We start from the raw sequence: 13822 nt of genomic DNA, 5'->3' as shown, positions 1-13822 counted from the left end.
TATGCTAAAAGCAACAGGTATAAAGAAAGCTTATGGAAATTTACCCATCCTGAAAGGGGTAGATTTTGAGGTGGAAAAGGGTGAAATTGTCAGCATTATCGGCGCTTCTGGTGCAGGTAAAAGTACGTTGCTGCACATTTTAGGTACTTTAGACAAGCCAGATCAAGGAACCGTAGAATTAAACGGAGCCAAAGTAAATCAGCTCTCCGGAGAACTACTTAGTGTATTTCGTAACAAAAATATTGGCTTTGTTTTTCAGTTCCACCACCTGTTACCTGAGTTTAGCGCTTTAGAAAACATTTGTATTCCCGCATTTATCGCTAAAACGAGTAAAAAGGAGGCGGAGCACCGTGCAATGGAGCTTTTGGAACTCTTAGGATTAAAGGACCGTGCTACCCATAAACCCAATGAATTGTCGGGTGGAGAGCAGCAGCGGATTGCAGTAGCAAGAGCACTGGTGAATCATCCTGCCATCATCCTGGCGGATGAGCCTTCCGGAAACCTGGACTCGGCCAATGCCAACGCTTTACATGAATTCTTTATCACCCTGCGCGATAATTTTAAACAAACCTTCGTCATCGTGACCCATAATGAAGATTTAGCAGAAATCTCCGACCGGGTAGTCACCATGAAAGACGGATTAATCATATAATATTATATTTTGAGAACATTAATTACAGGAGGTAAATCTGCCTCAGCATTGAAGCTGCTGAAAGCTTTTGCCAACCAACATATATTGCTTGCGGATTACGGAGATATGCCCGCATTTTCTTCTGCAGCTTATCAAATGCATGCTTTAGGCAAGCGGAATGACGACACTACGGCGCATACTTTACTGAACAATTGCCTGGATGAAAATATAGAAGTACTCTTGCCATTACACGATTTTGAAATCGAGGCAGTCGCTAAATCTATGGTCTTGTTCGAAGAGTTTGGCATTAAAGTCTTACTTCCAGCACCAGCTGAGCTACCTAAATATCTAAATACAATAAAGCAATCCGGGGATTGGGCGCTTTATCAGGATGGCGTATTGCAATTCCCTGAAAATGCGACCGAAGCACAAAAAGAACTGGGCCTTAAAGAAAATTTGAATGGTGTTTTTTATACCGTTGATAGCCCTGAGGGACTAATTCCAGTTTTATTTACCATCAATTCCTAATCATTTTACCTCATGATGCCTGAGCAATTATTAAAAGACAAACAAGCATTCGTTTTTGAATTAGACAATGTCATTTATCCTGAAAAAGATTATTTATTACAAGTTTACTATCTGTTCGCACAGTTTATTGAATACGGCGAACAATTAAATGCCTCGGATATTGTAAAATATATGCAGGAGCAATACCTGGCTGAAGGCCCGGAAAACTTATTTGAAAAAACGGCTGCGGAGTTCAAGATCCCAGAAAAGTATAAGCTTAACTTCGATCTGGTCATGCAAAATGCAAAACTGCCATTGAAATTGCTGATTTATAATAAAGCGCTTACTTTCATGCAGGAAATCGTTGCCGCAGGAAAACAAGTGTTCTTATTTGTAGATGGTGATGCCATCATGCAATTGAATAAAATCAGACAGGTAGAATGGAATGGTTTAGAAAAGAACCTGATCGTTTATTTTTCTGAGGAATCGGAACCTAAGCCGAGTACAAAAGGGATAGAAATGATCCTGGAACGTCATAAATTGACCCCAACACAGGTAGTGATGATCGGTGCTAAAGCTGCAGATCAGGAATGTGCAGTAAATGCAAAAATTGAATACTTACCTATAGAAGCTATATTGGGAGAAAAATAATTAGAAAGGTGTTGAGAATCACGTGATAATGAGAAATTATTAGTATAAATTTGTAATAGATAAATTATACCGATGATAAATATCGCCATATCCAACAAAAAGCTGATTTTAGCTTTGGCACTATGCACAATTGGGTTTAGTGCCTGCCGAAAAAATAAAGTCATTCCGGAAACTCCGGTGGTCACGCCGAGTCCAGGTTCGAATACCAAGCAGACGCCTACTACAGATCGTATGGCGCTGACCAACGATTCTCTGTTTTTATATGCGCAACAGATTTACCTCTGGAATGATAAGCTCCCAACTTATGATGTGTTTGATCCCAGAACGTACAATAAATTACCCTTTCAACTGGATAACTTCAATAGTGAGCTGTTTAATATTACCACTTACTCCGGATTTGAAACTGTTCCGGGCTCATCATCCCCTAAATATGCATTCATCACGGATGAAAACAATTCTAATGGTGCTCAAAGTAGCGTTCCAAACCGTCAGGAGAATGTAGACTTGAAAGATATAGGTTTTGATATGGGCTTTTTAAGTTTTCAGGGCTATGGGGATAGTAAAAATTATAAACTTTATGTCAAGGGTGTCTACCCAAATTCGCCTGCTGACGGATTAAAACTTACTCGTGGGACTCAAATTACCAATATTGGGGGCCGGGCAATCGGGACTAATTTTGACTCAGAGGTAGGAGTCATCAATCAGGTCTTAAATGGCGCGACCACCAGTACCACTTTCTCCGGCATCAGGGCAGATGGAACAGTTTTCACCAATGAACCGCTTAGCGTAAAAAAATATACCAGCAGTCCGGTTTTCACTTCGAAAGTGATCGACCAGGGTGGGAAGAAAATTGGTTATCTGGCTTATGCACGCTTTTCCGGGTTAACCACTCCGGGTACTAATAATCCTTCTGATACCAGAATCGATCCGGTGTTTAGCAGTTTTGCAACAAGTAATGTGAGCGATTTGGTGATCGATTTAAGGTACAATGGAGGAGGTTCCGTAGAAACTGCACAGTATTTAATGAATTTGATTGCTCCCGCCGGTACAACAGGTGTGATGTTCAGTGAATCTTACAACAGCACCATGAAGAGCGGAAAAGCAAGCATTTTGGTAAATCAGCCTTTAACCGACGCGGCAGGGAAAATACAATATAGTAGTAGCGGGAAGATGTATACCCTGAATGATGTAGATTGGACTGATGCAGGTAATGTTTATTCTTTTGCTAAGAAAGGCTCATTAAATGGGGTTAAGAATGTGGTGTTCCTGGTTAGCGATAATACAGCTTCTGCAAGTGAATTGGTGATCAATAGTCTTAAACCAGTGATGCAAAGTGTAAAATTAGTAGGAAAGACCACTTATGGCAAACCGGTAGGATTTTTTCCGGTTATTTTGGATAAACACTATTTCGTATACCTGCCAAGTTTTGAAAGCAAAAATAGAAATGGACAAGGCGGTTATTATACCGGAATCGTACCAGATTACCTGGATACTGGTGGTTCTGATCTTTTTGATGATTCCAGGTATGATTTTGGAGATCCAAGGGAGAGTTATTTGAATAAAGCACTTTCTATACTGGCTCCGGTTGCTGCTACATTGGGCAGTCGTATTTCTTCAAATGGGCTTGCGGGTTCTGCTACGCCAGTAAAAATTATTAAAGAGAATTACTCAAATCGCAATATCGGTGCTGCAGGTATGATTGAGACCCGTTATCACCTAAAAAAATAGGAGATTGCCTACATTTTTTTTGTACGTAAAATCATATTTACATATTTATGTAAATATGACTTTGATGTATGGCTTTTTATTGCGATTTTAAGTGCTTAAACGCATATTTATTAGAACTAAGCCAGAGTATTATGATCGGGGAATTAATCGAAAAAGAATCAATAGACATCAGCCAAATCATTCCAGCTGATCAGAACCATACGGAAGAATTAAGAGATAAGTTGAATTCAGCACAGCGCCTTGGAAATGAGTTCAAATCAAAAGCAGATATTTCCTTTAATACCAAAGAAGGGCCTAAAACGGTTTCTACAACCGTATGGCAGGTGACTGAAAACTTTATACAGTTAAAAAACGGGATTCATATCCCTTTAAGTAGCCTTTTAGCAATAGAATTCTAAATTCTATTGCTTTTTCATCTGCAGTTTTTCTCTGAAAATAGATTGCAGGTCACGTTCTTTATCAATGTTGTTGATGATTTCTAAAATAGCAGCGGCAGCATTGATAAAGAACTTTTTATTGATGTTTTGATACTCATCTGAGGCCTTATGATAATCTTTATGGTCTTCCACTCCAAAATATAAGAAGGGAATATTTTTCGCATTAAAAGATCCCTGATCACTTTGATTGGTCCAATCCTCACTGCCGGTTTTTGGATCATCATGTCCTAAGATGACCTTGATTACTGGCTTACTGGTGATGAAATACTTTTTTAATTCCGGATATTTATAGGTACCACAAGCATAAAGTTCATCTTTATCATTGTGACTGATCATATCCATGTTCACATTTAACCGAATTTTTTCTAAAGGTACAGGAGGCTGGGCAACAAAGGCCTTTGAACCTCTTAATCCCTGTTCTTCTGCGTCAAAAGCCGCCAAGATCAGGCTGTGATAAGGCTTGTTCTTTTTAAAATAGGCTGCATAATCCAATAAGGCTGCTACACCAGAAGCATTGTCGTCCGCACCATTGTAAATTTCATTCCTGATGATGCCCACATGGTCGTAATGTGCGGAAATAACGATGACTTGATCTGTCTTTCCCGGGATGTAAGCCAAAAGGTTTTTACCGGAAATTTGTGCACCAGAGCGGTCAGCAAATGTAAAAGCCTGTTCATAACCAGGAAGAGATGGGACTGGTTTTAAGCCCAACTGCTTGAACCTGTCGCTAATGTATGTTCTCGCCATTTCGGCGCCTTTGGTGCCGGTCTTGCGGCCTTCATAGGCATCAGAAGATAAGGTTTCTACATCCTTAAGAAGTTGCTGTTCTGTTTTAGTTAAGGTAGCCGGGTTTTGTGCCTGACTTTGATTCTTAACGGAATTGCAACTCAATAATGCGATTAGCGGAATAAGCAGATAGGTTTTCATTTTTATGTGGTTCTGTTATATAAAGGTAAAAAAATGATGGATATCTCGTTCAATATTGGCTGCAGAAAACATAATTAAGGGCAGGGTGTTTTTCTAATGTGCTTTAAATGGGTTAAATCAGGTTATTAAAAAAATATAAAAAATGGAATATAGACGTTTAGGGAAGTCAGGCTTACAGCTGAGTGCACTTTCTTTGGGAAGTTGGCTTACGTTCGGGCATCAGATCAGTGATCAGACTGCTGATGAATTGATGGGAATTGCTTATGATGCCGGGGTTAATTTTTTCGACAATGCCGAAGGTTATGCCGCAGGTAAATCTGAACTGGTGATGGGCAAAATTATCAAGTCCAAAAAATGGGAGCGGGAGTCTTTTGTGCTGTCGAGTAAAGTCTTTTTTGGGACGGAAAATAAAGGGCCAAACCGGATGGGCTTATCCCGTAAACACGTAATTGAAGGTTGTAACGGAGCCTTGCAGCGCTTGCAAGTAGATTATCTGGATCTTTATTTTTGCCATAGGCCAGATAAAAATACACCAATCGAAGAAACGGTATGGGCCATGAATACCTTATTACAACAAGGGAAAATCCTGTACTGGGGTACCTCAGAATGGAGTGCTTCAGAAATTATGGAAGCCATTTCTGTGGCAAAGCAATATCATTTAATAGGCCCTACCATGGAACAGCCTCAATACAACCTTTTGGAGCGAAATAAAATGGAAAAGGAATACCTGTTGCTGTTCAAAGAATACGGGCTGGGAACTACGATTTGGTCGCCATTGGCTTCCGGATTATTGTCGGGCAAATACACCAAAGCTGGAACTAAAGATACCCGATTGGAATTGAAAGGGATGGAGTGGTTGAAGGATGCCGTATTGAACGAAGAGAAATTGAAAAAGGCAGAAAAACTTCAAGGGCTTGCTGATCAATTGAATGTTTCATTGGCCAAATTATCCCTGGCTTGGTGTTTAAAAAATCCAAATGTAAGTACGGTAATTTTAGGTGCTTCGAAAACAGCACAACTTAAAGAAAACCTGACTACCTTGGAAGTATTGCCATTGCTTACAGAACAAGTGATGACGGATATTGAGGATATTATGCAAACGAAACCTCATTTGCCAGAGTTTTAAATCGGGAAACTCATCAATTGGCTGAAGGTTTAAAACCATAAAAGCCGGTGTTTGGAAAAACACCGGCTTTTTAAATGGATAACTGTAGCGGCTAGTAATAAGTTAACCGCACTACGCCGGCTAATTTTTTAGCCAAGCGAATCACCTGTCTGGTATAGCCATATTCGTTGTCGTACCAGGCATATAAAACCACAGACTTATTGTCTTTGGCCATAATCGTAGCTGGTCCGTCAATAATCGAAGCATGACTATTGCCGATCAAATCAGTACTCACCAATTCATTTGAAATAGAGTATTCAATTTGCTCTGATAGATCTCCGAACAAGGAAGCTTGTCTTAATATTTCTGACACTTCTTCTTTGGAAGTTACCGTGTTCAATGATAAGTTTAAGATGGCCAATGAAACATTCGGTGTAGGGACACGCACTGCATTTCCAGTCAGCTTGCCACCTAAATGCGGGATTACTTTTGCCACCGCTTTATCTGCACCGGTTTCTGTGATCACCAGGTTTAAAGCAGCTGCTCTGCCTCTTCTATATTTTTTATGGTAATTGTCTAGTAAATTCTGGTCGTTCGTATAAGAGTGAACGGTTTCAATATGTCCTTTTTCAATGCCAAAAGCATCGTCAATCAGTTTCAATACCGGTACAATGGCATTGGTGGTACAAGAAGCATTGGATAGGATCGTCTCCGACTCATAATCAATTGCCGCATCATTGATTCCGGCCACTACATTCAGGATATCTCCTTTTGCAGGGGCGGTTAACAATACTTTGCTGATTCCTTTAGCTTGCAGGTGTCTGCTCAAACCTTCACGATCGCGGAAAATACCAGTGTTGTCAATCAACAGGGCATCATGAATGTCATAAATAGAATAATCTACATCTTCCGGTTCCTTGGCAACAATAAAATAAATCGTCTGCCCATTAATGATCAGCGCTTTGTTTTCAAAATCTTCAGTAATGGTACCATTGAAGGGGCCATGAACGGAATCCGTACGTAAAAGTTCTGCTCTTTTGATCAGTTCTTCATCACTGTAGCTGCGGGTTACAATTGCTCTTAAGCGCAATTGCTCACCTTTACCAGCTTGTAGGATCAACTCACGCGCAGCAATTCTGCCAATACGGCCGAAACCAAATAGCACCACGTCTTTAGGGACTAGGTTCCTTTTGTCTTTACCGATGTGTTTGCTGAGTTTGCTGACCACAAAATCGTGGATCGTTGGATAGTTGCCATTGTCTTCCAGCCATTCTGAAGCTAGTCGGCCAATGTCAATACGGGAAGGGGCAAGGTTGCATTTTGAAATGGTCAACGCAAGCTCCAGGGTTTCATAGATGCTGATGTCTTTTCCACTGATCTGTGTTGCATACTGATGGTGGGAAAGAATTTCGCTACTTCCAACATCAAATAAGGGTTTGCGGAACAATACAAGTTCAATGGATCTGTCGAACCAGAGTTGGCCCACGACATTAATCAGCTCAATGGCTTTTTTTTCTTTTTCAATCCAACTTTGGAATTCGGATTGGTACTTCTTTAGCATGTGGCAATATTTTTGGTTAGAATGCCACAAAAGTAAAAAAGATTGAGCGAGATACCCAACCTTTTTACTTTATAAATTTATCACACAAGGTGTTAAATGGGATAATAGACTAGCCCAAATATGATTTTAAGATTTTACTTCTTGAAGTATGACGCAGACGTTGTAACGCTTTGTCTTTAATCTGACGTACACGCTCACGGGTCAGGTTAAACTTCTCACCAATCTCTTCTAAAGATAGGGGATGGTTGGTGCTCAATCCGAAGAAAAGTACGATGATTTCACGTTCACGCTCTGTTAAAGTTGAAAGAGAACGTTTGATCTCTTCAGAAAGAGATTCATTGATCAGGCTGCTGTCCGTATTTGGCTCATGATTTTCCAATACATCTAACAATGTATTTTCTTCACCTTGTACGAATGGAGCATCCATGGATACGTGACGGCCAGAGTTACTTAGAGTATCAGAGATTTTATCAACCGTAGTTTCTAAGATATCTGCCAATTCTTCCGGAGATGGTTCACGCTCAAATTCCTGCTCAAGCTTAGAAAAAGCCTTGCTGATTTTGCTTAATGAACCTACCTGGTTTAATGGCAAACGAACGATACGACTTTGCTCAGCAATTGCCTGCAATATAGATTGACGAATCCACCAAACAGCATAAGAGATAAATTTGAAACCTTTTGTCTCGTCAAAACGCTTTGCAGCTTTAATTAAACCCAGGTTACCTTCGTTGATTAAATCTCCTAGTGTTAAACCTTGATTTTGGTACTGCTTCGCTACTGAAACCACGAAACGTAAATTGGTCTTGGTTAAACGCTCTAATGCGGCCTGATCCCCCTCGCGTATTTTTCTTGCTAAAATTACTTCTTCTTCGGCGGTGATTAAATCTACTTTACCAATTTCGTGAAGGTACTTGTCTAAAGATTGACTTTCGCGATTGGTAATGGATTGCGTGATTTTGAGTTGTCTCATTTATATGCTTTGGTACTCGTTATGTGTTTGAACTTGCAAAAGTAAGAATTTAAAGGCAATTTGAAAACTTAAATTCCTGAAAATGTTACAGTTTACAACTGCTATTTCTACAGATTTTTAGTAGCAATAATTATTCCAAAATACTTTTGTCAGTATTTTGTGGCGGTATTGTGAATAGGTCTATATTTATTGTTTTTCAATAAATATATTTTGATTTATAATAATAAATCTGTTATGTTTGTTTAGAAATATGCTTTGTCTAGCAGAAGTCAGAATGCAAAATTCTTTATTGCGGAATATTAATTTCGAGAAAGAAAGCGAATCTGTCAGTTGACAAAAAACAAAAAGAACCGATAAAAACCTCAAAAAACTGTTGAAATGAGAAAAGATCTTAAATTTATCCGGATAATCAGGGGAATTTTGCTCCTGATTTCTGTTGTTTTACTGATTTGGGCAGTTTATGACCATCGGTCTGCCATGATCAAAGGCTGGTATGCAGATGAAGAATTAAAACCGCTTCAGCCGCGCTTTCAAAATGCTTTGTTTGGTGCTGTGATTAGCAAACCAGGGGATTCGTTGAATATAAAGGGCAAAGATGGCTATGTTTTTAAGTTAGAAAAGAGCGACCTGGTGACAGGTACTGTCTATAATCTTCATCAGGAGAGTACCCTATATTCCATTTATAAAACGGCAATGCTGGTTATTGGGTTTACCCTGTTCATTATTAGCTTCAAGGTGTTCAGTAAATTATACTATTTTTTGGATGATTCTGCAAAAGGAGAGATCTTCACTTTAAAAAACATTAATCGGATAAAAGATATTGGCTTTTTTTGCATTTCATTGAGCATATTACTCTGGGTAGGGGATGTACTGGCTTTTCTAAGAACGCAGGAATTGGTTAGGTTTACAGATTATCAAATGGAATACAACTTTGATTTTAATTATATCTTATTTGCGGCAGGTATGGTTACCATGGTGATTATGTATGTCTTCAAAAAAGGATACGACTTGCAGCAAGAACATGAATTAACAATATAACAGATGGCGATAGTGGTGAATTTAGATGTGGTATTGGCACAAAGAAAAATGTCATTGACAGAATTAACGGAACTGGTGGGGATTACCATGTCCAATCTTTCCATTCTGAAAACAGGGAAAGCTAAAGCGATTAGGTTTGAGACCCTGGAAGCGATTTGTCTGGCATTGGATTGTCAACCTGGCGATCTTTTAGAATACCGTAAAGAAAAATAAAGGGTAAAAAATAAGCCTGTCAGTTTTTTAAATGAAACTGACAGGCTAAATTCATTTGGTTGATCGCGGTTAGCTGTGGTCCACAACCTCCGCATCTGGGGCATTCTTTTTAACGGATTCTATCCCATTTTCGCGACTAGCTTCCGACTCATACATTTCACTGGTTCCAATCACCTGACCGTTTGTTGCTTTTAAATTGAAGTACGGCTTGCCATTAGTGGAAGTTTTACGGTCAAATTTACCATCATCCTTCGAGTTCTTCTTCACGGATTCAATTCCGTTGTGACAATTGGCTTTGGTCGTATAGCCTTCACTGGTTAGGATCACCTGGCCATTACCTGCTTTCAAATCGAATTGAAATTCGCCGTTTTTTCTTGTTTTGATTTCGAATTTTCCCATAATCGTTTAATTAGTTTTTTGTTTTCAGGTTGAGGTTTTTATTTCAATTTAGGAAAAAAAAATCATTATCAGTCTAATATTTTGATAAGGATAAGTTGCTGTGCTATAGCAGGATGTTTCAAAGGTTAGGCTGAAAGGCTATTGTAGGTATAGTGTGCAGGTACTGCGTTTATACTGACACTATAATTATAGGGGTATTCTTTCGGTACTCCTCCGGGGTTGCTAGGGCCTTATTCGGCCTATAGCCCTAACAGCATCGGAAAAAAGCCCGATTAATTTCGTTTCAAGGCTTTGAAAAATGTAATGTCAATTGCTTGATATACCGAAGTTTATGACTACCTTCCTGAAAGTCATACCAGACGATACCACAATCAATCTTAAACCTTAACCACGCGAACATGGCAATAGCTTCTAACGGTCCACAGGGCCACCTTAATGGAAAAGTAGGTAATCTTGTTTTTTATATGCTCAATGGGCAGCCTGTGGTGCGCTTAATTGGCAGAAAGGGTAAACCTAGTATACTTCAGCTGGCCAATTATCAAGGGATGGCAGTAACCACTAAACTGCTGAGTAGAATGGGCGGTTTTATTAAACTTGGTTATGGTTTACAAGCCAGAGGAACCGTACATAATGCGCATAATCTGGCCACTTCTTATCATAAAAAACAGGCTTTAAAAGGTGAATATCCTAATATCAGCATCGATTACAGTAAAGTGAAGCTCAGTCAGGGTTTGATGTCGGAAACCAAGGACTTGAAAATTAATAAGGTGTCTGGTGGACTGGAAATAAGCTGGGATCCCAGAGATTATGCCGATTTATCATACAACGACAGCGTCATGGTGATGATTTGTTGCCCGGAAACGGGAAAAGATAGGGAATACCTGAATATAGCCAGAAGATCAGAAGGGAAATGTTTCATTCCTTTGTTTGAAGAGGTATTAAATCAACAGATAGAACCCTATATTTCTTTTATTTCTGCGGATGGAGCAATGGTATCCGATAGCGTTTATCTGGGTAATTTGAACGGTGAAGGGCTAAATGAAATAGAAAAACAACAACAAGTGAAATATCAGCAGGTTAAATCCAGGTTTGATCAGCTGGAAGGGAGTTATTCCAGACAGTTAAAAGAGAATTATGGGGAAATCCCCAAAACCAAAGCCTTTAAATGCCTGGAAAAAGAATATAAGGCAGTCCAGAAACAGTTGTTGCACTTACCCGGAAAACCGGGTTAGCGCTGTTAAATGGCGAATACTTTGTTTTTCTTGAATTATAGCTCGGACAAGTTGAAGGTACGATCCAATTTAATGCCTTTTTCCGTCTGCTGAAGCGTACAACACTCGTTCACTGCATCGTGTTCCAGCATCAGTATGTATTGCTTTTCAGCGGCTTCCTGAAGGAAAGATTTTTTCTCGGTTAGGGTTTGTAAAGGAAACATGTCATAGGCCATTACGTAAGGCAGTGGAATGTGTGCTACAGAAGGTAAAAGATCTGCCATATACACGATGGTATGTCCTTTGTATTGAATTTGCGGGAGCATCATGGCATCGGTATGCCCATAAGCAAAGCGGATGTTGATGCCTTCATGGAATTGAACGCCTTCTTCATCTGCAATGAAACGCAACTGGCCGCTTTCCTGGATCGGGAGGATGTTCTCTTTTAAAAAGGAAGCTTTTTCTCTGTCATTGGGATTTACCGCCCAATCCCAATGCTTGGCATTGCTCCAGTAAAAAGCATTTTTAAACGCTGGTTTGAGTTTGTCACCCTCACGTACAATAGAACCTCCGCAATGGTCAAAATGTAAATGCGTTAAAAATACATCGGTAATGTCTGCTCTGGAATAACCTTTGGCCGCAAGCGATTGATCCAGGGTATCCTCACCATGGAGGTAATAATGCCCCATAAATTTCTCGTCCTGCTTGTCTCCAATACCATTGTCTACCAGAATCAGTCGATGTCCATCTTCAATCAGCAGACATCGCATGGCCCAGGTACACATATTATTGGCATCGGCAGGTGTCGTTTTTTGCCAGATAGATTTTGGTACTACACCAAACATGGCTCCGCCGTCTAATTTAAATAAACCAGTATCAATCGTATGTAAGTTCATGGATTTGGAATTAGGTATTGGTAAAAATATAAATGTAAAAAAAAACCTGTTGAAAAGCTCAACAGGTTTTTTTAGCAATCTCCATTCCTGATGGAAAGGCGATTTTATAATTTACAAGTGAATTACTTCACCGTAAGCATCAGCTGTAGCTTCCATAATGGCTTCGCTCATTGTTGGATGCGGGTGAACAGCTTTTAACATTTCATGTCCTGTAGTTTCCAATTTACGGGCAACTACGATTTCAGCGATCAGTTCAGTTACATTCGCACCAATCATGTGTGCACCTAGTAATTCACCGTATTTTGCGTCATAGATCATTTTAATAAAACCATCTTTAGCACCTGCTGCACTAGCTTTACCTGAAGCTGAGAATGGGAATTTACCAATTTTCAATTCATATCCGGCAGCTCTTGCTGCTTTCTCTGTATAACCAACAGAAGCAATCTCCGGACTGCAATAAGTACATCCAGGGATGTTATTGTAGTCTAAAGGCTCTGGTTTCTGACCCGCAATTTTCTCTACACAGATGATTCCTTCAGCAGAAGCTACGTGAGCTAAAGCCTGACCAGGAACAATATCACCAATAGCATAATAACCTTTTACGTTAGTGCTGTAGAACTCATCCACAATCACTTTACCTTTTTCAGTTTTAATGCCGGTTTCTTCTAAACCAATGTTTTCAATGTTTGCAACAACACCAGCAGCAGAAAGCACGATGTCACATTCTAATGTTACCATACCAGCAGCCGTTTTTACCTGAACTTTACAGCCAGCACCGCTGGTGTCTACAGATTCTACACTAGAAGAAGTCATCACTTCAATGCCTGCTTTTTTGAAGCTACGCAACAATTGTTTTGAAACGTCTTCGTCTTCTACAGGAACAATGTTGTCCATGAATTCTACGACCGTTACTTTAGTACCTAAAGTTGCATAGAAGTAAGCAAACTCCACACCGATTGCACCAGAACCAACTACTACCATTGATTTAGGTTGCTCAGGCAATACCATCGCTTGTCTGTAACCGATGATTTTTTTACCGTCTTGTTTCAGGTTTGGCAATTCTCTTGATCTGCCACCTGTAGCCAAGATAATACTGGTTGCAGTATAGTCTTTTTGAGTACCATCAGCCGCTTTAACTTCTACCTTGTTTCCAGGTTTAGCCTTACCAGTACCCATGATCACGTCAATTTTGTTCTTCTTCATTAAGAATTGAACACCCTTGCTCATGCCATCAGCAACACCACGACTACGTTTGATTACCGCTGCGAAATCGGCCTCAGCCTCCGCAGTTTTAATACCGTATTCAGCAGCATGATTGATATATTCAAAAACCTGTGCACTTTTTAACAAGGCTTTGGTTGGGATACATCCCCAGTTCAGGCAGATACCGCCTAAAGATTCGCGTTCTACTACCGCAGTTTTCAAACCTAGCTGAGAAGCTCTGATTGCAGCTACATATCCACCAGGACCGCTGCCTATTACAATTACATCGTAGTTCATATCTTATATAAAGGAATTTTAACTTAAGTAATTGCCAAAATTAAAAAA

15 protein-coding genes are annotated in these 13822 nt (G+C 39.7%); 9 read left to right on the top strand and 6 right to left on the bottom strand.

The genetic code is table 11. The features are described from left to right. Position 1: 1 nt before the first annotated feature. The 5 genes from GM920_RS09280 (at position 2) to GM920_RS09260 (ending at position 3915) form a co-directional block, all read left to right on the top strand. Positions 2-652, top strand: coding sequence for an ABC transporter ATP-binding protein (locus GM920_RS09280; RefSeq protein ID WP_182956132.1), 651 nt, complete (start codon positions 2-4; stop codon positions 650-652). Positions 653-661: 9 nt separating this feature from the next. Beyond that, a complete protein-coding gene (locus GM920_RS09275; RefSeq protein WP_182956129.1) occupies positions 662-1159 on the top strand; it encodes an ATP-grasp domain-containing protein in 498 nt (165 codons plus the stop codon). 12 nt (positions 1160-1171) lie between these two features. Then, entirely contained in the window at positions 1172-1789 is a 618-nt protein-coding gene (locus GM920_RS09270; RefSeq protein WP_182956128.1) for an HAD hydrolase-like protein, read from the top strand. Positions 1790-1861: 72 nt separating this feature from the next. Then, positions 1862-3517, top strand: a complete 1656-nt coding sequence (locus tag GM920_RS09265) for a S41 family peptidase (RefSeq protein ID WP_182956125.1) — start codon at positions 1862-1864, stop codon at positions 3515-3517. Positions 3518-3648: 131 nt separating this feature from the next. Further along, complete coding sequence (locus GM920_RS09260) at positions 3649-3915, top strand: hypothetical protein (protein ID WP_182956122.1); 267 nt, start codon at positions 3649-3651, stop codon at positions 3913-3915. 3 nt (positions 3916-3918) lie between these two features. On the opposite strand, the gene GM920_RS09255 is transcribed toward GM920_RS09260, so the two are convergent. Next, positions 3919-4881, bottom strand: a complete 963-nt coding sequence (locus tag GM920_RS09255) for a M28 family peptidase (RefSeq protein ID WP_182956120.1) — start codon at positions 4879-4881, stop codon at positions 3919-3921. A gap of 142 nt (positions 4882-5023) precedes the next feature. On the opposite strand from GM920_RS09255, the gene GM920_RS09250 reads away from it, so the two are divergent. Then, a complete protein-coding gene (locus GM920_RS09250; RefSeq protein WP_182956118.1) occupies positions 5024-6007 on the top strand; it encodes a potassium channel beta subunit family protein in 984 nt (327 codons plus the stop codon). Positions 6008-6098: 91 nt separating this feature from the next. Here GM920_RS09250 and GM920_RS09245 read toward each other — a convergent pair whose 3' ends face one another. Continuing rightward, positions 6099-7547: a glyceraldehyde-3-phosphate dehydrogenase gene (locus tag GM920_RS09245; protein WP_182956115.1), complete on the bottom strand. Its 1449-nt coding sequence runs from the start codon at positions 7545-7547 to the stop codon at positions 6099-6101. Between the two features lie 109 nt (positions 7548-7656). Beyond that, positions 7657-8517: a sigma-70 family RNA polymerase sigma factor gene (locus GM920_RS09240; protein WP_062547391.1), complete on the bottom strand. Its 861-nt coding sequence runs from the start codon at positions 8515-8517 to the stop codon at positions 7657-7659. Between the two features lie 378 nt (positions 8518-8895). Between GM920_RS09240 and GM920_RS09235 the strand changes: the two genes are divergently transcribed. Beyond that, complete coding sequence (locus GM920_RS09235) at positions 8896-9555, top strand: DUF2975 domain-containing protein (RefSeq protein WP_182956112.1); 660 nt, start codon at positions 8896-8898, stop codon at positions 9553-9555. A gap of 3 nt (positions 9556-9558) precedes the next feature. Beyond that, positions 9559-9768 carry a helix-turn-helix domain-containing protein gene (locus tag GM920_RS09230; protein WP_182956109.1) on the top strand — a complete coding sequence of 70 codons (210 nt, stop codon included), beginning with the start codon at positions 9559-9561 and terminating at the stop codon, positions 9766-9768. Positions 9769-9837: 69 nt separating this feature from the next. Here the strand turns inward: GM920_RS09230 and GM920_RS09225 are convergent, their stop codons facing one another. Next, positions 9838-10167, bottom strand: a complete 330-nt coding sequence (locus GM920_RS09225) for a YegP family protein (protein WP_182956106.1) — start codon at positions 10165-10167, stop codon at positions 9838-9840. A 398-nt stretch (positions 10168-10565) separates the two neighbouring features. On the opposite strand from GM920_RS09225, the gene GM920_RS09220 reads away from it, so the two are divergent. Continuing rightward, entirely contained in the window at positions 10566-11399 is an 834-nt protein-coding gene (locus tag GM920_RS09220) for a DUF6266 family protein (protein ID WP_182956103.1), read from the top strand. Between the two features lie 35 nt (positions 11400-11434). On the opposite strand, the gene GM920_RS09215 is transcribed toward GM920_RS09220, so the two are convergent. Continuing rightward, positions 11435-12274 (bottom strand): MBL fold metallo-hydrolase, encoded by an 840-nt coding sequence (locus GM920_RS09215; protein ID WP_182956100.1) that lies wholly within the window; start codon positions 12272-12274, stop codon positions 11435-11437. 111 nt (positions 12275-12385) lie between these two features. After that, the gene (gene lpdA / locus GM920_RS09210; RefSeq protein ID WP_182956098.1) at positions 12386-13774 is read right to left on the bottom strand and encodes a dihydrolipoyl dehydrogenase; all 1389 of its coding nucleotides are present in this window, start codon (positions 13772-13774) and stop codon (positions 12386-12388) included. Between the last annotated feature and the right edge of the window lie 48 nt (positions 13775-13822).

The organism is Pedobacter gandavensis, assembly GCF_014172405.1.
Taxonomy (GTDB): Bacteria; Bacteroidota; Bacteroidia; order Sphingobacteriales; family Sphingobacteriaceae; genus Pedobacter; species Pedobacter gandavensis.
Note: the sequence above shows the minus strand (reverse complement) of the source record. Positions and strands in the feature narration are given on the sequence as shown.